This window comes from Streptantibioticus ferralitis, from assembly GCF_029223525.1.
In the GTDB taxonomy this organism is placed as follows: Bacteria; Actinomycetota; Actinomycetes; order Streptomycetales; family Streptomycetaceae; genus Streptantibioticus_A; species Streptantibioticus_A ferralitis.
Genome location: NZ_JARHTQ010000047.1, coordinates 1 through 22140 on the forward strand (window position 1 = coordinate 1; position 22140 = coordinate 22140).

The 22140-nt window shown below is 67.4% G+C and carries 23 protein-coding genes and 4 pseudogenes; 17 read left to right on the forward strand and 10 right to left on the reverse strand.

The features are described from left to right. Positions 1-826: 826 nt before the first annotated feature. Genes P2L57_RS36785 through P2L57_RS36795 form a run of 3 tightly spaced genes read left to right on the forward strand, consistent with a single transcriptional unit; the run spans position 827 to position 3862 of the window. The gene (locus tag P2L57_RS36785) at positions 827-2092 is read left to right on the forward strand and encodes a Glu/Leu/Phe/Val dehydrogenase dimerization domain-containing protein (protein WP_275822331.1); all 1266 of its coding nucleotides are present in this window, start codon (positions 827-829) and stop codon (positions 2090-2092) included. Continuing rightward, the gene (locus P2L57_RS36790) at positions 2076-2939 is read left to right on the forward strand and encodes an iron-containing redox enzyme family protein (RefSeq protein ID WP_275822333.1); all 864 of its coding nucleotides are present in this window, start codon (positions 2076-2078) and stop codon (positions 2937-2939) included. The genes P2L57_RS36785 and P2L57_RS36790 overlap by 17 nt, the downstream gene beginning before the upstream one ends. Then, a complete protein-coding gene (locus tag P2L57_RS36795; protein WP_275822335.1) occupies positions 2936-3862 on the forward strand; it encodes a DMT family transporter in 927 nt (308 codons plus the stop codon). Before P2L57_RS36790 ends, P2L57_RS36795 begins: the two co-directional genes overlap by 4 nt. 62 nt (positions 3863-3924) lie before the next feature. On the opposite strand, the pseudogene P2L57_RS36800 reads toward P2L57_RS36795, so the two are convergent. Then, positions 3925-4722: pseudogene (locus tag P2L57_RS36800) on the reverse strand (NAD(P)-dependent oxidoreductase); the annotation flags it as partial. A 16-nt stretch (positions 4723-4738) separates the two neighbouring features. Between P2L57_RS36800 and P2L57_RS36805 the strand changes: the two are divergent. The 3 genes from P2L57_RS36805 (at position 4739) to P2L57_RS36815 (ending at position 6740) form a co-directional block, all read left to right on the forward strand. Then, entirely contained in the window at positions 4739-5374 is a 636-nt protein-coding gene (locus P2L57_RS36805) for an O-methyltransferase (RefSeq protein ID WP_275822337.1), read from the forward strand. Beyond that, complete coding sequence (locus tag P2L57_RS36810; protein ID WP_275822339.1) at positions 5374-6294, forward strand: branched-chain amino acid transaminase; 921 nt, start codon at positions 5374-5376, stop codon at positions 6292-6294. Before P2L57_RS36805 ends, P2L57_RS36810 begins: the two co-directional genes overlap by 1 nt. 65 nt (positions 6295-6359) lie before the next feature. After that, complete coding sequence (locus tag P2L57_RS36815; protein WP_275822341.1) at positions 6360-6740, forward strand: transposase domain-containing protein; 381 nt, start codon at positions 6360-6362, stop codon at positions 6738-6740. A gap of 293 nt (positions 6741-7033) precedes the next feature. On the opposite strand, the gene P2L57_RS36820 is transcribed toward P2L57_RS36815, so the two are convergent. Beyond that, positions 7034-7366 carry a hypothetical protein gene (locus tag P2L57_RS36820; protein ID WP_275822343.1) on the reverse strand — a complete coding sequence of 111 codons (333 nt, stop codon included), beginning with the start codon at positions 7364-7366 and terminating at the stop codon, positions 7034-7036. Between P2L57_RS36820 and P2L57_RS36825 the strand changes: the two genes are divergently transcribed. Beyond that, positions 7367-7723 (forward strand): hypothetical protein, encoded by a 357-nt coding sequence (locus tag P2L57_RS36825; protein WP_275822345.1) that lies wholly within the window; start codon positions 7367-7369, stop codon positions 7721-7723. Between the two features lie 596 nt (positions 7724-8319). Further along, positions 8320-8703: an AQJ64_40280 family protein gene (locus P2L57_RS36830; protein ID WP_275822347.1), complete on the forward strand. Its 384-nt coding sequence runs from the start codon at positions 8320-8322 to the stop codon at positions 8701-8703. 138 nt (positions 8704-8841) lie between these two features. On the opposite strand, the pseudogene P2L57_RS36835 reads toward P2L57_RS36830, so the two are convergent. The 3 genes and pseudogenes from P2L57_RS36835 to P2L57_RS36845 form a co-directional block, all read right to left on the reverse strand. Further along, positions 8842-9081 (reverse strand): annotated as a pseudogene (locus P2L57_RS36835) (IS630 family transposase); the annotation flags it as partial. A 383-nt stretch (positions 9082-9464) separates the two neighbouring features. Continuing rightward, positions 9465-10568, reverse strand: a complete 1104-nt coding sequence (locus P2L57_RS36840) for an alpha/beta fold hydrolase (RefSeq protein WP_275822349.1) — start codon at positions 10566-10568, stop codon at positions 9465-9467. 95 nt (positions 10569-10663) lie between these two features. Next, the gene (locus P2L57_RS36845; RefSeq protein ID WP_275822351.1) at positions 10664-11629 is read right to left on the reverse strand and encodes an alpha/beta hydrolase; all 966 of its coding nucleotides are present in this window, start codon (positions 11627-11629) and stop codon (positions 10664-10666) included. Positions 11630-11862: 233 nt separating this feature from the next. Here P2L57_RS36845 and P2L57_RS36850 point away from each other — a divergent pair, with 233 nt between their 5' ends. Further along, on the forward strand, positions 11863-12321 hold the full coding sequence (locus P2L57_RS36850; RefSeq protein ID WP_275822353.1) for a MarR family winged helix-turn-helix transcriptional regulator: 459 nt from the start codon (positions 11863-11865) through the stop codon (positions 12319-12321). A gap of 85 nt (positions 12322-12406) precedes the next feature. Here P2L57_RS36850 and P2L57_RS36855 read toward each other — a convergent pair. Continuing rightward, positions 12407-13434 (reverse strand): annotated as a pseudogene (locus tag P2L57_RS36855) (integrase core domain-containing protein). Then, positions 13431-14087, reverse strand: coding sequence for a type I methionyl aminopeptidase (gene map / locus P2L57_RS36860; protein ID WP_275822393.1), 657 nt, complete (start codon positions 14085-14087; stop codon positions 13431-13433). The pseudogene P2L57_RS36855 and the gene map overlap by 4 nt, the downstream one beginning before the upstream one ends. A gap of 62 nt (positions 14088-14149) precedes the next feature. Between map and P2L57_RS36865 the strand changes: the two genes are divergently transcribed. Then, a complete protein-coding gene (locus P2L57_RS36865) occupies positions 14150-14425 on the forward strand; it encodes a helix-turn-helix domain-containing protein (protein ID WP_275822355.1) in 276 nt (91 codons plus the stop codon). 3 nt (positions 14426-14428) lie between these two features. Here P2L57_RS36865 and P2L57_RS36870 read toward each other — a convergent pair whose 3' ends face one another. The 3 genes and pseudogenes from P2L57_RS36870 to P2L57_RS36880 form a co-directional block, all read right to left on the reverse strand. Continuing rightward, on the reverse strand, positions 14429-14575 hold the full coding sequence (locus tag P2L57_RS36870) for a hypothetical protein (RefSeq protein WP_275822357.1): 147 nt from the start codon (positions 14573-14575) through the stop codon (positions 14429-14431). Positions 14576-14607: 32 nt separating this feature from the next. Then, positions 14608-14844 carry a hypothetical protein gene (locus tag P2L57_RS36875; RefSeq protein WP_275822359.1) on the reverse strand — a complete coding sequence of 79 codons (237 nt, stop codon included), beginning with the start codon at positions 14842-14844 and terminating at the stop codon, positions 14608-14610. Between the two features lies 1 nt (position 14845). After that, a pseudogene (locus tag P2L57_RS36880) lies at positions 14846-15163 on the reverse strand (radical SAM protein); the annotation flags it as partial. 401 nt (positions 15164-15564) lie between these two features. Here P2L57_RS36880 and P2L57_RS36885 point away from each other — a divergent pair. The 7 genes from P2L57_RS36885 (at position 15565) to P2L57_RS36915 (ending at position 22134) form a co-directional block, all read left to right on the forward strand. Then, positions 15565-17079: a transferase gene (locus P2L57_RS36885; protein WP_275822361.1), complete on the forward strand. Its 1515-nt coding sequence runs from the start codon at positions 15565-15567 to the stop codon at positions 17077-17079. Between the two features lie 248 nt (positions 17080-17327). Next, positions 17328-17927 carry a DUF4328 domain-containing protein gene (locus tag P2L57_RS36890; RefSeq protein WP_275822363.1) on the forward strand — a complete coding sequence of 200 codons (600 nt, stop codon included), beginning with the start codon at positions 17328-17330 and terminating at the stop codon, positions 17925-17927. Positions 17928-18236: 309 nt separating this feature from the next. After that, positions 18237-18743, forward strand: coding sequence for a RipA family octameric membrane protein (locus P2L57_RS36895; RefSeq protein ID WP_275822365.1), 507 nt, complete (start codon positions 18237-18239; stop codon positions 18741-18743). Positions 18744-18960: 217 nt separating this feature from the next. Continuing rightward, entirely contained in the window at positions 18961-19473 is a 513-nt protein-coding gene (locus P2L57_RS36900; protein ID WP_275822367.1) for a recombinase family protein, read from the forward strand. 429 nt (positions 19474-19902) lie between these two features. Continuing rightward, a complete protein-coding gene (locus P2L57_RS36905) occupies positions 19903-20757 on the forward strand; it encodes a 3-hydroxyacyl-CoA dehydrogenase family protein (protein ID WP_275822395.1) in 855 nt (284 codons plus the stop codon). Beyond that, a complete protein-coding gene (locus tag P2L57_RS36910; RefSeq protein ID WP_275822369.1) occupies positions 20754-21032 on the forward strand; it encodes an acyl carrier protein in 279 nt (92 codons plus the stop codon). Before P2L57_RS36905 ends, P2L57_RS36910 begins: the two co-directional genes overlap by 4 nt. Then, positions 21025-22134 carry an acyl-CoA dehydrogenase family protein gene (locus P2L57_RS36915; RefSeq protein ID WP_275822371.1) on the forward strand — a complete coding sequence of 370 codons (1110 nt, stop codon included), beginning with the start codon at positions 21025-21027 and terminating at the stop codon, positions 22132-22134. Before P2L57_RS36910 ends, P2L57_RS36915 begins: the two co-directional genes overlap by 8 nt. Positions 22135-22140: the final 6 nt, after the last annotated feature.

Here is a 22140-nt window from a genome sequence, read left to right on the forward strand (position 1 = left end):
GGCATCACGCTTGAACTCCGCCGAGTACCGCTTGCTCATGTTGCTCTTGCTACTCACTACCTGGACTGCTTCCTCCGGGACTCATCCGTCCCAGTATCAGGCTGTCCAGATCAGTGGGGGAACTCCACACCTGCCTGGCGGGCAGGGGCGAACCAACTGCAACTGCCAGAGCAGAGGCCTTGTCGACGGTCCCCTCGGCTTCGGCATCCAGTCGGCCGAAGTGGCGGTGCCGCGCGTAGAGTCGTCGGTCCGGATATCCCAGTTTGCCACGCCCGCTCGTCCAAGACGCTCCAGCTGTTTCCGGGCAGGTCATGCGCCGTCACCCTTGCGGCCACCGGCATGGGCGAACGCTCATCGGGATCAGCAGACGGCCATCGACCCGGTGGCGAACCGACAACCGGAGCGGGTGCCGTAACCGGCTGAACGTCCATACGGGTCGGGGTTCTTGGCGGTCAGGTCATGCCGCACCGAAACAGATGGCGACTCCATAAATCCTCTGGCATTGACGGTCACCTCGGTCGACAACTCACCCACCACAGACCTCAGCCATATGACCATGGCTATATGCCACAGCAGCCACACTATTGGCAATGCGTCACACAGCGCCCCGAGTATCTGCACACGCCCCGGTGCACGCCACGACTGCGACCCCCGGCCGAGAATTCCGGCAGGTCTTCCTGTTCAAGGCCCTTACGCTGCCCCTGCCGTGAGGACGTACTCAACCCGCTGACGGGCGTCATGGGCGAGTAGGAAGTGTAACGACCCGTGCAAGTCCGAACTTGCGGGTGATCGAGCCTTGACGAAGTCTGATCGCTCATGTGGAATTGTGCAGCCGGAGGACAGAGTTCGATCACGCTGCCAGCCGGCAGCCATGTATCAATTGCCAGGCGACAATCTCGCGCACGGGAGAATCATGGCACCTCTCTTAGCAGCCGCCTTTCAAGACTCCACGACCGACCTCACGGCCTATGTGATCACTGACTCGCTTGTTGGCGGGAAGGCTATGGGCGGTTTGCGCATGACCCCCGGCGTCACCCCGCGAACCCTCGAGGTGCTGGCTCGGCAGATGACCTTGAAGCTCGCGCTCCACCGGCTCCCGATCGGCGGGGCGAAGGGCGGCATCGTCTGCGGCCTGCCCCGTGGCCGCGAACGCGACGAGGTGCTGGCGGCCTTCGGCCGTGCGGCCCGTCCGCTTCTGCACGGCGGCATCTACCTTGGACTCGATCAGGGCATCGATCTGCGGGACCGGGACCTCATCTTCTCCTCCGCGGAGTATGAAGTGCCGCTGCCCGGTGGCGCTTGTTCCTGGGCGGAACTGTGGGACCACTGTGCCTCTGTCACTGGGTTCGGAGTCGCCGAAGCCGTCGAGGCGACGAAGGCCCCGAGCGCTGGGGAGCGCCGGAGGATCGCAGTCCACGGCTTCGGCACGGTAGGACGCGGCACGGCCGCGCATTTGTCTGAGCGGGGGCATCTCATCGTTGCCGTCGCCGACCAACTCGGTACGATAAGCCACCCGCAGGGTTTACCGATGGCCGAGACCGCGGCGGCCACCGACTCCACGGGTGTCGTGGACCGGACACGGCTCCCCGCCGGTGTGCGGTGCGTCGACGACCCCACTGCGGTGTTCTCCGCCGAGGCCGATGTACTGGTGCTCGCGGCGGTTGCGGAGGCCGTGCACGAGAAGAACGTCGACCTGATCCGCGCCGGCCTGGTGGTCGAAGGCGCCAACGGGCCCTGTACCGAGCCTGCCCTCGCCGCTCTCGCAAGCCGCGGGGTCGAAGTGGTCCCGGGGATCGTCGCCAACGCCGGGGGCGCGATCGCCACCGGGCTCGTCCGCACCGAATGGCTTTCGCGGCACACGTCGGCTCCTGACGCCCATCCCGGGCAGCAGCGCAGGACTCCTGACGCGAAGAGCCTCGCCGAACACCTCCATGCTGAGGTCGCGCACCGCATCCGCGCGGCCTACCACAGGGTGGCCGAGCACGCCGCCGCCACCCGGATCACCGCTCATCAGGCCGCCGAACGGTTGGCCGAGGAGAGCGCCGCAACGATCCATCATGAAAGGAATGACTCGCGTGGCGAACGTACGTGAAACCCGCACCGAGCACGAGTCCGAGTTCGATTCCAACCTCGATCACGCGCCGATCGGAAAGCCGCAGACCAGGCTGGGCGAGGCGCTGCCCGCCGAGTTGTCCCCGGACGACTTCGTCAAGGAGCTCACCAACGAGGTGATGAACTCGGCCGCGGCCAACATCGGTCCGTTCTACGAGCAGCTCATCGCCAAGAAGGTCCCGATCGAAGGGGCACGCGAGTGGGTCAAGCAGTGGTACATCGACTCTCGCATCTTCCCCTCCGTGATCGCACAGATCGCCGCGAACTCCTACTACTTCTACGACGCCCGTCAGTACATGGGCGCCAACCTCGCCGAGGAATTAGGCGAGTTCAACCCGGCGAGGGAGCACCCGGTCACCGTACGGCAGCTCGGCCGAGCGCTCGGCGTCTCCGACGAGGAGCTGGAATTCGCCGAGCCGTACCCGGAGACTCTGCTCTACGTGGAGTACCGCCAGCACCTGGTCCGTGACTACCACTGGTTGGAGGGGTTGGCCGCGGGCAGCTTCGCGATCGAGCTGACCATCCCGGGCCGGTTCCGGCGGATCGCCGCGGCGCTGCGGGAGCAGTTCGACCTGGATGACGAGGCGCTGGAGGTCTTCCGCATCCACGCTGGCGACGAGCGGCTCGAACTCAACTACGGCGGCGACGACAAGCACGCGGGGGAAGCTGCGAACCTGCTGCGCAAGTACGCGATCGGCGCCGAGCTGCAGCAGCGGATCCGACTGGCGATCTGGCGATCGATCCAGGCCCGTCGCGTCTACCAGTGGGGTCTTTACCGGGAAATCTGTCTCAAGCGGCACCCCGCTTGGGAGACAATCACCAAATGACGCTCCGGCTCCAATTTCTGCTCCTGTCGGTCCCACTGACCGCAGCGGGCAACCTCATTGCCGCCCGGTACGCACTCGAAGGGTTCACTCCGGAGGAGGCCAACGCCCTACGCTACCTGCTGGCTATGGCAGCACTGCTGCCGTTCGTAGGGCGCTGGCCTCGGCCGGTCCGAAGTGATCTGCCGTGGCTCGCGGCGACCGGCGTGCTCGGCATCTGCGTATACAACGTGCTGTTCTTCGAGGCGCTGAGGCTGATCCCGGCCGCGGAAGCCGGACTCATCGAAATGATCATTCCGGTGGCATCGCTGGTGCTGGCCTGGCTGATCCTCCATGAGAGGGTGTCGCGGCGCCAGGTTGTGGGGATAGCGGTCGGCTGGCTCGGCATCGTCTGGCTGATGAAGATCCTTCCGCCCAACGCGGCGGCGGCGCAATCCGCTGGTGACTGGCGCGGCGAGCTGCTCATGACGATCGCCGTCCTGATCTTCGCGGTGTACGGCGTCACGAGCAAGCTCGCCATGCGTCGCCTGCCGCCGCCGGCGGTGGCGGCCTGGGGATGCCTGTTCGGGGCTGTGCCGCTGGTGCTCCTGGCGGCGCCCGGCCTGATCTCACATCCGGAGCACCTGACGGCCGCCCCCTTGGCGAGCTGGCTAGGAGTGCTGTTCGGGGGTCTGATCGGCTTCGTCTACAACATCATCGCCTGGTACTACTGCTTCACCCGTATCGGCGTCTCCCGTACCAACGTGTACCTCTATCTCGTACCGGTCTTGGGCGCGGCGCTCGCCGTACCGATCTTCGGAGAGTCGCTCTCCGGCTGGCAGCTTGTGGGCGCGGCCGTGACCATGGGCGGTGTCGTGTTCGCCACGGCGGAACTTCCCGCGCGCACGAGGTTGCGCAGTGGCGTGCCGGCGCGAAACCGGGAGTAGTTGTCGCAGATCAAATCGGCCAGATCAGCCCCCTCGCCGGGATAGCCGAACGCGGTGTGGGGGGTGACCCAGAGCCGGTCGGCCCTCCAGAGACCGCTGGAAGAAGGGAGCGGTTCCTCATCGTGGACGTCGAGCATGGCGCCCCCGAGCCTGCTGAGCTCCGCAACAAGCGCCTCGGTTTCGAGCACGGTGGGACGGCCCACGTTGATCACGAAGGCTCCATCGGGCAGTGCGCGAAGCACCTGACGGGAGACCAGGTTGGTGGTCTCCTCGGTGCCGGGCACAGCGGCGACCAGAAAGAGCGATTCCTTGGCCACCTCGAGCAGGCGCTCCCGGCTGATCACCAGGTCCGCGGCGTCGTCGGCGCGGCCGGTGCGGGTCACCGCCACCACCCGCATCCCGAACGCTCTGGCTCGTACGGCGACCGCTCGTCCGACGCTGCCCAGCCCAAGCAGAAGCAACGTCTCCCCGGCGAGGAGTCGCGCCGCGTAGTTGGGCTGCCACCTGTGCTCGTGCTGCCGGCGGACGAGTCCCGGCGCGTCCTTGGCAAGAGCCAGCATGCCCATGAGCACGAACTCGGCGACCGCCCGCGACGGGACGTCCCCTGCGTTCGTCACCAGCAGGTCGTCGGGCGGCGGCCCGGCCACGGCGAGCTGGTCGGTGCCGACGCTGGTCAGCTGCAGCCAGCGCAGGCGCGGGCTGCAGCGCAACAGACCGGATGGCAGCGTGTTCGCCACGAGGATTTCGCAATCGGGGAATTCGCCTTCGTCGACCGATTCGACCTGCACGTCGGTCAGCGCGTCGGCTAGGCGTTCAGCCAGTTCGGTACCGAGCCGTGAATGCATGACCCCTATTCGCATGACCCAAGGATGTGGGATGACGCCAGAGATGTCACGAGTACTCGCCCGTCTGGAACACCGGTCGGAAGGTGAACGGGCGGAGCTGGAACGGCTCAACGCCGCAGGCGCCGGCCACACCAGGGCCGCCGCGGGGCAGCTCATGCTGGACGTCGGCCCCGACGTCGGCCGCCTGCTCGCCATGCTGGTACGGTGCCGCACCAATCCCACTGTCGTCGAGGTGGGGAGTTCAGTCGGCTATTCGACGATCTGGCTGGCTGATGCGGTTCGCGCCGCCGGTGGCCGGGTCCACTCCATCGAACCCGACACCGGCAAGGTCGCCCAGGCGCGGGACAATCTCGCGGAAGCCGGGCTGGCGGAGTACGTCGAGGTCATCGAGGGCACCGCCGCCGATGTTCTGCCGCGATTGCCAGGGCCCTACGACGTCGTGATCATCGACCACTGGAAGGACCTGTACATCCCCGACTTCGATCTGGCCTGGAAGCAGGTCGCTGTGGGAGGTGTCGTCGTGGCCGACAACATCCTTGTGCCCCAGGCCACCCGCGGCCTCATGGGGGAGTACGTCAAGCATGTGCGGTCCGTTCCCGGCGCCTGGTCGCAGACGCTACCGCTGGGGGATGGTGTCGAGGTAACCATACGGACTGGAGAACAGTGATGATCGAGCCTTCGGGATCATTCTGGCTGGACGGGGCGTTGGTCCCGTCAACCACCGGAGCACATCTGCTGACTCACACTCTCCACACCGGCTTCGGCGTGCTCGAGGGGATCCGTTGCTACCGGCTCGACGACGGCAGCGTCCGGATGTTCCGTGGCCGGGATCACATGCGGCGGCTCCTGGAATCGGCCGCCGCGCTCGGGATGGAGGCGCCGAATGACCTGGACCAGTTGGTCGCGGCCGGAGCCGAGGCGGTACGAGCCAACGAACTCGCCGACGCCTATCTGCGTCCGCTCGTCTACTCGGGCGAACCCAACGTCATCTTCGCCCACTGGCTCAACACCACCCATGTCGCGATGATCGCGTTTCCCTGGACGGGATATTCCGACCGCGACCGGGCGGCTGGAACCACCGCGACGGTCTCCCCCTACCCGCGGCCCGCCGCTCTGGCCTCGTTCTACAAGGCGAAGGCGTGTGGGCACTACGTCCTGTCGGTGACGGCATACAGTGACGCGCGCCGTCGCGGGTACGGTCAGGCGATCTTCTGCGATGAGAACGGACTGGTCGCCGAGTCGACCGGAGAGAACGTCTTCGCCGTCATCGATGACGTCGTCTGCACGCCCTCGTCAGCCAGTCCCATCCTCATGGGCATCACGCGCGACGCGGTGCTGAAGATCGCCGGCGACGACCTCGGATATGCGGTGGCCGAACGTGACCTCACGGTCGACGAACTGTACCGAGCCGACGAGGTGTTCACCACCGGCACGGCCTCCGAACTGCTGCCCGTCCCGGAGATCGACGGACATAAGATCGGCACCGGCGCCCTCGGGCCGGTGACCTCGAGGATTCAAGAACGCTTCAACGCACTGACCCATGGCCGCTTCCCCGACACGCGGGGCTGGCTCGACGTCGAGATCTAGGCCCAATACCAGTGACTTTGTGCTGGCTGACGCGGGTCCTTCCACCGGAGTTGGTGGATGAGGTGGTGGCTGGGTGCGGGCGGGTGGACCAGCGTTCGCGGCTGCTGCCGGCACGGGTGGCGGTGTACTTCGTGCTGGTGATGTGCCTGTTCTCCGGCCACGGCTACGAAGAGTTCGCCCGGCTGTTGGCGCATGGCCTGGAGCGGGTGCGGCGGTGGCAGGTGCCGACCAAGGCTGCGATCGGCAAGGCCCGCCGTCGGTTGGGGCCACAGCCGTTGAAGGTGCTGTTCGAGCGGGTGTGCCGTCCGGTGGCGGTGCCGGAGACAACAGGTTCCTGGTACCGCCGATGGCGGCTGGTAGCAGTGGACGGCACCACATTCGATGTGCCCGGTACGCAGGACAACGCAGTGTTCTTCGGCCGTCCGGGATCGGGTCGCGGGCAGTAGCGTAGTGCGTATCCGCAGGTGCGCCCTTGCCGTGCTGGTGGAGTGCGGGACGCATGCGCTGTTCGTCGCGGCGATGGGACCGTGCCCGCTGCATGAACAGCGCCTGGTCCCAGCTGTGTTGGAGCGGCTCGAGCCGGGGATGTTGCTGCTGACCGACCGGAGCACATCCGTATGCAGGCGGCCGAGTTGTTCGCCCTGGAACACGACAATGCCGCCATCGCCAAGCAGTTACGTGTCAGCGTGCGGTCGGTACAGCGGTAGCGCCAGGCGTGGGAGCAGGGCGGAACGTCTGGTCACCGCTGCGACGCAGCAGCAAGGCCAACACCGCTTTCACCGACCCTGATCACCTGATGCGCGCCCTTCGGCAGGGCCTCCGCGAGATCCAGTACCGCAGCAACCTCATCGATGGATGTCTCGTTAAAACCGGCCCACCCTGACAACATCACGGCAACAACCTCAGCAGCGCCGTCTGCCCCGCGTCGTACAGGATGGTCTCCATGAGTGCCCTCTTCGGTCTCCCCGAGCCCCGTCGGGTTTTGCTCGGCGAGTACCCCCTGTGGGACGAGGCTCTTGCCCTTGTCAACCGGGACCTTTCGGTTACCTTGCCAGGCCAAGGACTTCTGCAATTGCTGGGGCTTCCCTCATGCAACGAGGGCGTGGCCGAGTACGTCTGCGTAGCCCTGGCCAACGGCGAGTGGCACGGCAACGTCGTGGATCCGGACTCGGCGGACAACCCTGTCCTCGCCCTGACGGCCATCACCGACGCCGCACAGGAAACTGTCACCGAGTGTCTCTGGCAGGCATGGCCTGTGTGCGACGAGCACGACCACGGCATGCATCCGCGTGAGGCGGAGGGGCAGCTCTCCTGGTGGTGTGCGGGCGGGAACATCCGGCGTGAACCGGCTCACATCCGGGCGGTCGTGGGCGGCCTCGCCAGCCTCGTCCGCCCACGCCAGCCCGACCGCAATCGGCGTGACGGCTGATTGCCTGCTTCACCACAGCTGCAGCGAGGTCCGGGCCCGGAGACGTTCACGCCGCACGTGTACGGCGGCGAGCGGCACCTGCGGCACCCGCAGATATCCGGCCTGCCCCGGTTGGACACCCTCGTCACTGCGGCCGCCGCCACCTTCCGAACGGGCCGCCCTTACCCCTGAAGAGCGCGCGGTCACGCTACCCCAGGAGGCTGGCAGTCTCGGGCGAGTGCACCCTCAGGACAACACCACGCCAGCCGCCTCCGGCGCCCCATATGCCCGTACGGCGGTAAGGAATCCGACAAGGTGACTTCCGGCAGGACAACTTGGCTAGTGCTGTGACTACATGGGTTCGCCGACTTGGCGGTCATGGCGATGGGGTGTGTGGTGATGTCCGGTCTGACCGCTGGAGGCGTGTAAGTCTGGAGGGCGGAGGGGAGGGGGAGGGAGGTAGTCGCGGATCGCTCGGTGCCGTGCTCGTTCCGGCTCAAGCAACCTTCGCAAGCGCCGGGCAGTCCTACCAGATGCCGAGGTCGAGGCAGTGCGCTTGCCGACACGCCGGCATACGGACAGATGACGACTTGCCGAGTGCCTGAGTGAGGGTGGAGATGACGAATCCGAACACCGTGGTGACGTGGGTCGACGTACGCGAAAGACTGCCTCAGAGCGGTACACCGGTGGCAGCAGCGATCACTGGCCGGTATCCGGCTGACAGCGCCACTGAGTCCGATACGGCGTTGGGTGAGGAATTTTGGCTAGTGAGGCCGATGTACTTCACGACTCTGCACTGGAGTGAGGACGGGGCAGAGCACAGAGACTGCTTCGTCGACTCCGACGGGATTGTGCGTTTGCCCTACGGCCTTAACAGTGCTGAAACTGTGACTCACTGGGCTGAGCTGCCCACCCTGCCAGGCGGGATGACGCACCTCGTTCTTGGGGAAGACGTGCAGTCAGCTCTCCGGAACGCGTGGGACGCTCGTCCCATCACCTGACCCACAGCCTGCTCGGACACTTGGCGCGAGTGCCTACTAGCCGGTCGGTCCAACTTGTGCTGTGGCCGGGTAGGTTTGACGGGGTGTTCAGGCTGAGGTTTTGAGGGGGCGTCCGCTCCAGTGGATACCTTTCTCGCTTCAGATGCGGGCGCGTTCCTTGCGTTCGGCGGCAGGACGTTGCGGTGGCCGGGCGGTGGCGTTGCACCAGCGCGGGTAGACCTGCAGGGCTCTTGTCTTCACAGTGTAATTGGGGTGGTTCGAGTTGGCGATGGTGAACTGTCGCAGCGGGCCGAAGTGCGCTTCGATCGGGTTCGCCCACGAGGCGTAGGTCGGGGTGAAGCACAACTCGACTCTGTGCTTCTTCGCCCGGCGGCGGATGTGCCACAGCAGCCGGACAGCCATGAGCCATGCTCCTCCGCCGGCCGCCCCCAAGCACAAGCCCAGGACAACAGGGGTGGCTGAGTTTCGGGCACCTACACGCCACAGTGGAGGAACTGCCGTCTGCGTCAGAAGAACCGCCGGATGCTGCAACCCCGCGCCGGGCACCCGCAATGCCCTCATGAGCAAACTGTCGAACCGCCGGATTGACTCCCACGCCAGCCAGGGTGCCGGGCGGTTCTTCCACGTGGTACCGGCCCACCAGTTTGAAACACACAGGGGCACCCGGCGCCGACCGCGTCCGCTCGTGGTGCCGCGCCCCGCCGTACGATCCGAGGGGTGCGCCCGCATGACGGTGGGAGCCGCAGTAGCCGGTCAGCATGTTAAGTCAGTTCGGTGAGCAGGCCGCCCAACCGCTGTGGCATCGACCAGAACGGCGAGTGGCCGGCGTCGAGTTCCTGAACGTCGGCCCCGAGCACGTCTCGGGCAACGGCCGCATTCCACTCGCCGTCCACCGCTCGGTCCTGGCGGCATGACACGTAGGTGGTTGGCACGCGACGCTCTGGCAGGGCGGGACAGGTCTGTTGGTAGATCATGCTCGCGTCCGAGCGCAGTTGGGCGACGGCGTCCGCGGAATCGGCTGGGGTGCAGTCGTGGTAGAAGATCTCGGTCGCGTCGGCGGGGGGCAGGGTTGATCGGCCTAGCTCGTCGTACTTCATCCGGGCGAGGAGTCCTCGCGTCGGTTCGGGAAACGGCTCTAGTCCGTTGGCCTGCCAGGCAACCTCGGGCCGCGGTACCAGGGCCGCGAGCAGGACGAGGGAGCTGACGGCGGGGTTGCCTGTCGCCAGCGGTGCCACCAGTCCGCTCATGGAGTGCGCGACGAGAACGACCTCGGATCGGGACTCGAGTCCATCCTCGATGGAGGCGAGGTACTCGGCCCGCCCGGCCCCGGCGGCATCGGACGGCAGCTCCGGCGTCACCACCTGGTGACCGCGCGCGGTCAGGTACTCGCTCACCCGTTCCCAGCACCAGGCACCGTGCCAGGCGCCGTGTACGAGCACGAACGTTCCCATGATCGGTTTCCCTTCCTGGGCGTCGTCAGGATGGGCATATCGGCCTTCCGCGGCGACTCTAAACCCTGTCCTGCTCGGCCCGCAGCCATGCGGCCCGGCGGCCCGCGCTGTCGTCCAGTGGCACGAGTTGGTTGCGTGCGCGGTGAGGTCGGTGGCCGTTGAAGTGACGGGCGTAGTGTGCCAGCGCAGCACCGTGTCCGGACGCACCAGCAGCCGCAACCTACACAGGACCTCCAGCGGCAGCCGATGCAGCAGCGCCGCCAGGAACGCCCGATCGCTCGCGGTGAATCTGACCTTCCCCTTGCCGAGTTGACGCTCCAGCACCATTATCTGATGGCGGAGAGCCAGGATCTCAACGTCGTTTGACCACGCTGAGTAATTCGCCACCAGGGTCGCGCAGGTGCGCTGGCTCATGATGCCGACTCTGCCCGCCCTGGCGGGTCGCCCCTCGTCGCGTTCCTTGTCCGTAGCGAAGGGCGACCCGAGCACGTGGGACGGGCGAGATCGCCTCAGACGGTGCCGAGCGCGCTGCGCAGGGTGCCGATGGCCTGGGCGATGGCGGCCTCGGCGGCATGGGTCTCGCGCAGGGCGTTGAGCATCACGAAGTCGTGGATGATGCCCTGGTAGCGGGTGGCGACGACGGGCACCCCGGCAGCGCGGAGCTTGTTCGCGTACGCCTCGCCCTCGTCGCGCAGGACGTCGGCCTCGGCGGTGATCACCAGGGCCGGGGGCAGGCCGGTGAGCTGTTCGGTGGTGGCGCGCAGCGGCGAGGCGGTGAGCTGGGCCCGTTCGGTCTCGTCGGTGGTGTACTGGTCCCAGAACCACTGCATGCCGTCGCGGCGCAGGAAGTAGCCTTCGGCGAACTGGTGGTAGGAACCGGTGTCGAAGGCGGCATCGGTGACCGGGTAGAACAGCACCTGCTGACGCAGGTTCAGACCGCCGCGTTCCTTGGCCATCAGGGTCAGGGCGGCGCTCATGTTGCCGCCGACGGAGTCCCCGGCCACCGCGATCCGGGTGCCGTCCAGGCCTTTGGCGGCGCCGTCGGTGACCACCCAGCGGGCGATGGTCCAGCTCTGCTCGATGGCTACCGGGTAGCGGTGCTCGGGGGAGAGGTCGTACTCGGGGAAGACGACCGCCGCCCGCGCGCCGACGGCCAGCTCCCGCACCAGCCGGTCGTGGGTGTGCGCGTTGCCGAACACCCAGCCCGCGCCGTGGATGTAGAGGATCACGGGCAGCGGGCCCTCGGCACCCGCAGGGCGCACGAGGCGGGCACGGACCTCGCCGGTCGGGCCGCCGGGGACGGTCACCCACTCCTCGTCGACCGCGAGCTTGGTGATCTCCCCGGATTGCACCTCGTCGACGGCCTTACGGCCCTCGGTCGGCGGGATCTGGAACAGGAACGGCGGCTTGGCGGTCACCTCGGCGAACGCGGCCGCGGCGGGTTCCAGGACCGGACGAGCACTCTTCTCAGTCATGTCGAGCTCCCCAGATTGGCGTCGGGGCAGGGCGGCCCCGACGTTCGTCGTGCCCGCCGTCCGGAAGGCACACCAGAAAACTAGCGCTCGATTAAGTCGTGTGCAACTTTATCGAGCACGCTATGGTTGCGGGCGCTTCGAACGGTAGGGTGGTAGCCGGGGAACCGGCAGGGCGGAAAGCCGGAGATCTGGCAGGCGGAACAGCCGAACAGGCGAAGTAGAGGGCGAGGACCATGGAAGAAGCAGTGGCCGGGAACCCGGAACGGGGCTCGCTCCTGCTGAAGGACCAGCTCTGCTTCGCCCTCTATGCGGCCTCGCGTGCGGTCACGGTGCGCTACCGGCCCCTGCTGGACGAACTCGGACTGACCTACCCCCAGTACCTGGTGATGCTCGCCCTCTGGGAGCAGGACTCCGTCTCCGTACGCGACCTGGGCACCGCGCTCAAGCTGGAGTCCAGCACCCTCTCCCCCCTCCTCAAGCGACTCGAAGCAAACGGGCTGATCCTTCGTGAGCGGCGTGCGGACGACGAGCGCTCCGTCGCCATCCGTCTCACCGAGGCGGGTGCGGACCTTCGAAAGAAGGCGCGCACCGTCCCGCTCGCCATCGGTGACGCCATGAACCTGACCCCGGAGCAGGACGCCACCGCCAAACAACTGCTCCGTCTGATCACGGCGAACGTCACCCACGAGTGAGTGCTGTCCTCGACATCAACGGATGAGCCGGCGGCTCACGGTGCGGGCGTCGACTGTGCGGGTGCCGACTAATCATCCGGCCTGGTCAAGCGGCATGTCGGTACTCGTGAAGGGTTCCGCCGAGTTGGTCTCGACGGCGGACGTCCAGGTGTCTGATGTGCGCTGGCACATTGATCGGTTTGGGCAGTGGGCGAAGCGGCGCGGCTTGCGTCAGCGTTCGGTGCGGTCGGTGCTCGTTGTAGAAGCTTTCGAACTCGCGGAGCGCGTACAGCAGGTGGCTCTGGTTCCAGATCAAGGTGCGGTCGAGGAGTTCGCGCTGGCAGGTCTGTATCCAGCGCTCCATGAGGGAGTTCATCCGGGGTATCTGGATGCCGGTGGTGACGACCTTCAGCCCGGCGTCGGCCAGCAGTGCGTCGAAGGCGGCGGTGAACTTCGAGTCTCGGTCTCGGATGAGGAACTTGGCCCTGCTGCCCGCGTCCTCCAGATCCATGAGGAGATTGCGGCTGAGCTGCACGATTCACTCCGCCGTCGGGTGGGCCGTTGCGCCCGGAATCCGGACGCGCCTCGTGGAGTGCCCGATGACGGCGAAGACGTACAGGCGCGCCCCGGTCAGCGTGCGGGTCTCGAAGAGATCGCAGGCGAGCAGCGCGGCAGCCTGGCTGCGCAGGAAGTCGATCCAGGTCGTGCTCTGCCGTTCGGGCGCGGGTGGGATGCCGTGCTCGCGGAGGATCTCCCAGACGGTCGAAGCGGCGCCCCTGATGCCGAGGGCCGTGAGCTCGCCGTGGATCCGGCGATATCCCCACGAGCTGTTCTCGCGTGCCAGGTGTAGAACCGGGGCGCGGATGGAGCGAACGGTGGGCGGACGCCCGCGGCGCTTGGGCACGCAGGTCGCAGCGCGGCGTCTCTTGAGCATGCTGCGGTGCCACCGCATGATCGTGTCCGGGCGTACCAGCAGCAGGAGTTGGCGCAGCTTCTCCGTCGGGAGGTGGTGGAGCAGGCCGGCGAGGACAGCGCGGTCGGTGTCGGTGAACGTGGGCTTGGCGACCTGGCGTTGCAGGACGAGTAGTTGGTGCCGCAGGGCAAGGATCTCGATGTTTTGTTGTGGTCGCTCATCGGCAGGAGACGTAGCAGGGTGAAGATGTTGGTAGCGGCGCGAGGGTGAGGCCGTGGCGCAGGGGGAAGCCGCGGTTGGGTCGTCCGTGGTTGGGGACGTGGGGGTCTTCGTGCATCTGGCGGCCGATGCCGTGGCCGCCGAAGTCGGTGGGCATGCCGCAGTCGGCCTTGCGGGCGACCGTGCTGATGGCATGGGAGATGTCGTCGATCCGGTGGCCGACGGTGGCGGCGGCGATGCCGGCGTCCAGGGCCTGCTGGGTGGCGGCGATGAGTTCGAGGTCGGCGGGGCGAGGGGTGCCGACGGTGAAGCTGATCGCGGCGTCGCCGGTCCAGCCGTCGAGTTCGGCTCCGCAGTCGATGCTGACCAGGTCGCCGTCGCGCAGGCGGTAGTCGTCGGGGATGCCGTGCGAGACGGCGTCGTTGACGGAGGCGCAGAGCACGGCGGGGAAGGGGGTGGGGGCGAAGGCGGGCTGGTAGCCCAGGAAGGGAGAACGTGCTCCGGCCTTGGTGAGAACGGTACGGGCGGCTTCGTCGAGTTCGCGCAGGCGAACTCCCACAGCTGCCGCCGTGCGGCCGGCTGCGAGTGCGTGGGCCACGACGCGTCCAGCTTCTCGCATCGCCTCCCGTGCCGTGTCGGTCTTGATCTCCACCATGTGTCGTGACTCCATGCCATGCGACGCTACCCAATACTTATACCGGTATTAGTATCACGGATATGGTGAGAGTTCCTTTGAGTCCGCAAGAGCGGCAACGCGGAGAGCGCTTCGGGATCCTGCTTCGCCAGGCCCGCGGTGACCGCAGCATGGTCGACGTGGCAGCAGCCGCCGGGGTGTCCGCTGAAACCCTCCGCAAGATCGAGACCGGCCGAGCCCCGACCCCGGCCTTCTTCACCGTGGCAGCCCTGGCCCGCGCCCTGAATCTGTCACTCGATGACCTGGCCGCCGCCTGCGCGGAAGACGCCGAAGGCGGCGAGCAGGCCATGTCGGCGTGACCGTCAGGCGCCGACTGACGGGGAGAGCAGGGCGACGCGGACGACGTCCGCGAAGAGGGCAGGATCGAGGGCGCCGGGGTGGACAGGGCCGATGGTCGGCACGTACGGCACAGGCGTCACGGGCAGGAGCCAGTCCCGCGTCAGTTGCACGGGAATCACGCTACTCGGCCGGCGCATCGGGCTCAGGCCCCGGCGCGAACGCACCGGGGCCTGAGCCGTATTGACCGGATCGTGATCAGTGGGGGGTTGTCGTCGCCCGCATTGCACGAGCACTTGACGCTGTCCATCACCGTGTCCAGATCCGCGACGGACGCGATCGCGGTGACCGGCGGTGCGGCGGCCTCGACCGGGCCGGTCACGTACGGCAGCTCATCCGGAAGCGGACGCTTCGGAGAGATCTCGACAGCTACAGCGGTCATGTCAACCTGCTTTCTTCATCCCGTGCTGGCAGTAACTTGCGAGCGGTGCCTTCGCCTCCTGGTAGTGCTTGGCCAGGGGCCTGCACACCGTGCAAGACCCGGAAAGCCGGCAGCCGGAGCGTCCACCGGTGCGAAGCATGAGGAGGTCCGCGATCTCGCCAAGGTGGGAAAGGCCTTCGATCCCCTCGGTGGGGAGGCTGATCTGGTCGTCGCGGCCCATCTTGCCGATGGACACCAGCCCGTGCGGGTCGGTGTGGAAGAAGGTGTGGCCCGCATTGCAGCCGGTGAACGGCTTGCGCATCCCCAGGTGATCTTTCGACCAGTGCGTGGGAATCGACCTGCCCGGCGGCGGCATCGCCGTGCGCGACTCCAAGAGGCCCCACCGGCCCGAACTGTGCTACAGCGGAAGAATGGAACGCCTTCCGCCAAGGCGTCCGGCCTGCTCTAGCAGAAGCACGCACACCGCAGGGGCCGCCTCCCCCTCAGTCCTCAGCGGGGGAAGACGGCCCTTTGACGTACAGCCGTACCCATACAGCAACAACGCCTACCCCTTCACGGAAGACGCGCGGTCAAGATGGCCTCGGCCACGGTGGACGGCCTTTGTGGTGGGGATGCTCCGGGTGGCGGAAAACCGGCCACGGGCTGTGGGCCGAGGTGGTACTACGGGACGCGGTCGGCACCGGACGGCGGTGCTCCGGCGAGGTTAGGGGGTGGCCTGAGGTGACCTCGGCCTTACGGACGTTCACCCGGCTGGTCACGGTGGTCGCGGTTGTCATGGCCTACGTGGCGCTGCACTTGGCGATTACCGCGGGCATGGATCTGCGAGCCCGCGACCGCTTTCGCGAGGCCCCGACGCGGGCCGCCGCCTTCGTCGCCGCGCTCGACCGCTATGCCGGTGGGGACGTGTCCGCGCGCGCTGAGATCGGTGAGGTCGACGCATGGTTCGAGGAGAACGCCCCCTCGGGGGCAAGCCGGTCTGCGGTCTCCTCCGCCACCGGCGACGTCCAGGAGGGCAGGGTCTCCCTCGCCCGCGAGCGTGTCGCCGGGCTAGCGGTACAGGTCGAGCAGGAACAGGCGGGGCTCGACCGGGATCTCAACTCGTCGGACACGGTCGCGCTGTGGTTGGCGGTGACCGCTGGGGTACTCGTCGTGCCGGCGCTGCGGCTGCGGCGTCGCCGCCGGTCAGGCGCCGCGGACGTCGTCGAGGTGGTCGGCCAGTTCGCCCCGCGTCAGCCATGGTGGCGGCGGCCGGTGTTCCTGGCGGCCAGCGGCGTCGGATACGGGCTGTTCACGGCGGGGTTCTTAGCAGTCAGTACGGCCCAACGACAGGGCTACAAAATGACGCTGGCGGCGCAAGTGCTCCTGCTGCCTTGCGGGCTGGCCGCACTGGGGGCCGGAATCCTGGTTCTGCGCTACACCCGCCCGCGCTCGGCAGGCGGCGCGGTCCAGGCCCTGCTGGCCGACGGCCGCAGGCCCGTGCTCTACCTGCGCAGCTTCAACGATGACGACTCCGCAGCCCGGGTCGACGACGTGGCGGCGGTCAACATCCACTCGCGGGAGGAGCAGCTGGCGGGGGCGTTGGGCACCCTCGGCCCCGTGATCGCGGTGGGCAGACCCGGGGAACCACTGCCGCGCTTGGGGGCGGCGCGGTTCTACCTGCCGCTCGATGACTGGCAGCCCGTGGTCCTCAGGTTGATGGAGCTGTCCCAGCTCATCGTGTTGCGCCTGGGCTTGGGCGAGGGTCTGTGGTGGGAGGTCGAGCAGGCCCGCGCAACCCAGCCCGCGCGGAAGCTCGTCCTGCTGGCGCCAGGCCAGCTACCGGGCGTGGCTGAGCGGTTGGACGAGGTCCTGCCCGCGCCGTCTCGACTGGACAAGGTGATCGCGGGCGACTCCTGGATCTCCGCCGTCATCGTCTTCGACCCCGAGTGGACGCCCCAAGTGCACCCGGTGGGGACCGTGCCCGGCGCCACGCCCCGGCGAGGCAGGCTCGCGCGCGTTGCGGCCCGCGTTAAAGCATCCGGTCTGGCGTCGATGACCACGTACGCGCCCACGCACCACGTGGTCCGCGCCATGAAGGCCGCACTGGCGTCGGTGGGGGTCCGCAAACGGACGATGGTCTTGCGGGGCAACTTGGCCACGCAGGCGGCGCTGTGGAGAGGCATCCTGCTGCTCACGGCCCTGGGCCTGCTGGGCTGGCTTGTGTTCAGGGCACTGCAGCTGTTCGGCGCCTGGTAGCGCCACACTGTGGCTGGAGCCGAGTCGGCCCGGGCTGCCGTCGCAGGGCGTGGCAGCCCACAAGACGCACCAAGAAACTGAAACCCGGACATGTCAACGCGCCGCAGTGGGTAGCATCCTGCCCAACGATTGTTCAGCAGTTTCAGGGGGGGCTAATGGACAGTCCGCAGCAGGGCACGCCGACGAGCGCGAGTCCAGTTGGCATGCAGCCACACAGGCCGGTGACCGGCGCAGCCACCGCCGCGACCATGCTGATCTCGTTAGAACTCGTGCGAGAGATATTAGTGTCGGTGCAAAACTGGCGCGACTACGTCGTCGTCCACGACTACCTGACCGGGGCAGCGACGAAAGCGGACCTGGAGTCCGCCGACTCCGGTGCCCTCACTGTGTTGGCGTCAACAGGGCTGATGTTCCTGATATCGCTCGCGGCCGGCGTGGCGTTCCTCATCTGGCTGTGGCGGGCGCGGATCAACGCCGAGCTGATGAGCGGTGCCGCCGCGCACCGCCGGGGCCGGGCCTGGGTAGTCGCCGCCTGGATCACACCGGTGGCCAACCTGTGGTACCCGTACCAGATCGTCTCAGACATCTGGCAGGCCAGCGCCCCCCGGCGACCTGTCCCCGTCACCCTGATCAACGCCTGGTGGGCGTCATTCGTGGCCGCCGTGCTCGTAAGGCCGATCCAATGGCGAATGGCCTCGCAGGAGGCCACCGAGCACGACGTGCTGGCAAACGCGAACCTGTCCACCCTGCTCACGGCGCTCTACCTGGTCGCCGGCGTGCTGATCATCCTCATCATCAGGCGAAACACCGCGTGGCAGACCCACAGGCTTGCCCAGGACGCGGTGTGAGGGAACGGGGCGCGCGCACCGCTGTGAACGCGGCGGCCCAGGCGCCCCGTGGTCGTCGCTCGCCGATGCGCACGACCCGCCGGGGTTTGGAACTCGAGGGTGGCCTGCTCGCTAGCCCAGTGCCCCGTCGCCGGGATATGGCTGTGCCCGCTGGGACCCCGCGCAGCTGATCAGCGCGGCGAACCCAGTGACGTAGGCCGCGTCGGCCCTCGCCCAGCGCCCAGTGCAGCCCTGCGGGTCCTGCTGACCTTGGAGCGCGAAACGCCCCCTGGGATGTCGGTGTGAGGACTGTCCCGGCATGATGCCCGCATGGATGACATCCGGGAATCGCTTTGGAACCGCGCCGTCGACCAGTCCGACTACGGAAACACTGCCAACTACCAGAGCGCGGTGTTCGAGCAGTACAAGCTCTGCGTCGAGATGGCTGACCGGGTGAGCGCCCGGCGGAACTTGTCGAACACGTTCTTCCTCACCCTCAACAGCGCCATCGTCACCGTCCTGACCACCACGCTGCATGACGTGCGCAGCCCAGTGTCCGTCTGGCTGTTGCTTCCCGGGCTCGTGATCATCATCTCCATGTGCGCTGCCTGGTACGTCCTCGTTCGCTCGTACCGTCAGCTCAACGGGGCCAAATTCGCCGTCATCGGCGCACTTGAGGAACGGCTTCCCGCCTACGCCTACTCCCTCGCGGAATGGAAGGCGCTCGGAGAAGGGCGCGACTGGCGTCGCTACCTTCCCTTGACCCACGTCGAGCAGTGGGTACCCGTCATCTTCGCCGTCGCCTACCTTCTCGGCTTCTTCGCGATCGTTTTGTAATTTGGGCCGTCGACCGTTGTGTTGGTCGGCCTGAGCATTGTCCAGGCCCAGCTCACAGTAGGGCCGGACGTGGGTCCAGAACAGCGGGGTCAGGCCGCGCCGGTCGGCCGGGACGAGCAGGCCAGACCAGGCTGGCTCAGCCAGGACCGCCCACGCCCCGGCCCGCAACCGGCACCGCGACGCCACCGCCTGGTCCAAGCGCGCGGTACGCGCCATCGTGACCAACCCCCGCTACACCGGCCACGAAGTGTGGAACAAACAACGCAAAGAAGAAGTCCTCCTCGACATCGAGGACGTCACCCTCGGCCACCGCACCAAAACTGACCCGGAACAACCCGACCAGTGGATCTGGTCCGCCACCCCTGTCCACGAACCCCTCATCAGCCACGAGGAGTTCACCGCCGCCCAAGCCGGGATCCACACCCGCCGCCAGACCCAGCCCGCCGAACGAAGCCCCTGCACCACCAGCGCCGCCCTCGACGCCGGATCCGACCCCACCCTCGTCACCGGCTGGTTCACTCAGACAACCGCCGAGATAACCGCCGCCCAGCAGCAACTCGCCGCCCTCGCCTCCGCCACCCACGCCGTGCTCACCGCACAACAGATCCACGACATGATCACGGCCCTGGGCGACATGACCGACCGGCTGCTGGCTGCCGAGCCACAGCGGAAGGGCCCGATCTATGAAGAGTTCGGATTCCAACTGGAGTACCACGGCAAACGCGGGTAGTGACCGTTGAGTCACAACCCGCGCCTGACGTGTACGTAAGAAAGTGTCCGAGGTCCGACACGACCACTACGCCGACCTGTTGGCGCGGCAGACGCGGCTGGTGGTGGGGTAGCTGGCGCGCCGAGAGGTCTCAGCGACTGTCGCCACCTGCGGTCTGTGGCCACACCCCCAAAACGGCCGTGCACAGGTTGGTGCCGCGGGGGACCCCAATTGCCTACTGGGGCGGCTAGGGGTTGGCCCGAAGGTGGACCGCCCATAATCTCTCCGGAGAGGTTGACCAATTCGGTCGACGGATACCGGCTCTCCCGTTGGGGATCCGTAAAGTGTTTTCCTGTCAGATGCTGCGAGATCGGAGGCCGCAGCCGTCGGCGCCGTCCTCGTGCAGGGCGTGCTCAATCAGATGAAGACTGGTGGCAGGTGTTAGCGAATATGCAATCGGATTCGATTGCTGTGTTCGGTGCAGGGGTCATGGGCCGCAGCATCACCGCACTGGCGCTGGGCCGCGGGGTGGACGTCGTACTGGTTGACGTCTCGGACGATGTACTGCGGGACGCCCGAGCGGAAATCACGCAGCAAATGCGGCACGGGCAACTCATGGGCGCCTTCCCGGCCGGCCAGACCCCCGGAACGTTGACGACAACGCTGTTGAGTAAGGACGCTGCGGATGCCGCCGTGGTGATCGAGGCGATTACCGAGGACGCCTCGCTCAAGGCGCAGGTCATGGCGGAGATCTCCGGCGCGGTTCCCGCCGGCATCCCGCTGATCACCAACACATCCGGTATCCCCATCGCCGAACTGGCGAAGTCGGTGCAACGACCCGCGGAACTGGCCGGGGTGCACTTCATGAATCCGGCCTATCTCATCGAGATGGTCGAGGTGGTCCGCGGCCCGCAGACCGGCGACGACGCCATGGCCGCCGTCCTTTCCTTTCTGGAGCGGCTGGGAAAGAAAACGGTCGTCGTTCGCGACGCGCCGGGATTCGTCACCAGCAGGCTGCTGCATCCCATGATCAACGAAGCGGCGAGAATCGTGGCCGAGGGCACCGCGAGCGTCGAGTCCGTGGACCGGCTGATGCACGGATGCCTCGGTCATCCGACCGGTCCGCTGCGCACCGCCGATCTGATCGGACTCGACAATCTCGCGGACGCTCTTCGGCTTCTCGCCGAGCGGACCGGAAATTCCACCTTCGAGCCCTGCGAACTCCTTGTGGAAAAGGTGCGCCGCGGTGATCTGGGGCGCAAGACAGGGCGCGGTTTCTACGATTACGGAGAGGTGCTTTCGTGAGCCAGGACCTGGCAACAACCGCCGAGGGGATCGAGCAGGCGGTCACGGCATTCGTCTCGAAGCGGGTCGGCGCGGACGTCCCCGCCGACCAGGACCTCTTCGAGTCCGGGCTGGTGTCCTCGCTGTTCGCGATGGAGCTCGTCGTCCACCTGGAGCAGGCGTTCTCCGTGCAGATCCTGGGGGACGACCTCAAGCGGGACAACTTCCGCTCCGTCCAGGCCATGACCGCCCTCGTGCTGCGGTTGAACGGTGCCGAGCAGCCCGCCGATGCCTGAACTGCCCGCAGACGCCCGTGAGTTCGTCGACGACCTGGTCGGTGACCGGGCCGCCGAGTGGGACCTGGCAGGCCTGATTCCCGACGACGTCCTGCGCTCACTGGCGACCCGCGGCCTGCTGTGCGCGGAGGTGCCGCAGGCCTCCGGTGGCCTCGGGGTGAGCAGCGCGGCGAACGGCGAGTTCACCGCGTACGTCGGCAGCCGGTGCAGCTCGCTGCGGAGCGTGATGACCTCGCAGGGCATGGCCGCGTGGACGATCCAGCGCCTGGGCAATCCGCAGCAGCACGCGGAGTACCTGCCGAAACTGGCCGGTGGCCAACTCGCCGCCGTCGCGTTCAGCGAGCCGGCGGCGGGCAGCGATCTGTCGGCGATGACCACCACCATCGAACCCGACGGTGACGCCGTCGTAGTCCGCGGACAGAAGGTCTGGACGACCGCCGCCCACTACGCCGACATGATCGTCGTCGTCGGGCGCTACGGCTCCGGGGCGGCCGCTGTCGTGGTGCCGGCGTCGGCTCCGGGCGTCACCGTGACCAGGGTCCCGCGGCCGTCCGGCTGCCGGGCGGCGGGCCACGCGGACGTACGACTCGACGACGTGCGGCTGCCGGCCAGTGCGGTACTCGGCGGCGGGCAGCCGTTGATGCTCCTGGTGACGACCGCGCTGGCGTACGGGCGTCTCTCGGTCGCCTGGGGCTGCGTGGGCATCCTCCGGGCCTGTCTCGACGCCGCCCGTCATCACGCCCGGGCCCGGCAGCAGTTCGGCAGACCCCTCGCCCAACACCAGCTCGTCGGCCGCCACTTGGCGAACCTGCTGACCGGTGAGCAGATCGCCACCCGGATGTGCGAACACGCCAGCCGGTGCTGGGACAGCGGCTCTCCCGACATGGTCGTCGCCTCCGTCCTCGCCAAGCAGGTGAGCGCCGTCCAGGCCGCGCAGGGCGCTGCCGCGGCCGTGCAGGTCCTGGGTTCGGCGGCCGCCCACGAGGGCCATGCGGTCGAGCGCGCGTACCGCGACGCGAAACTCATGGAGCTCATCGAGGGCAGTACGGAGATCTGCCAGCTGATCCTTTCCGACCACGCGGTGTCCATGACGGCGAGATGAGACGGC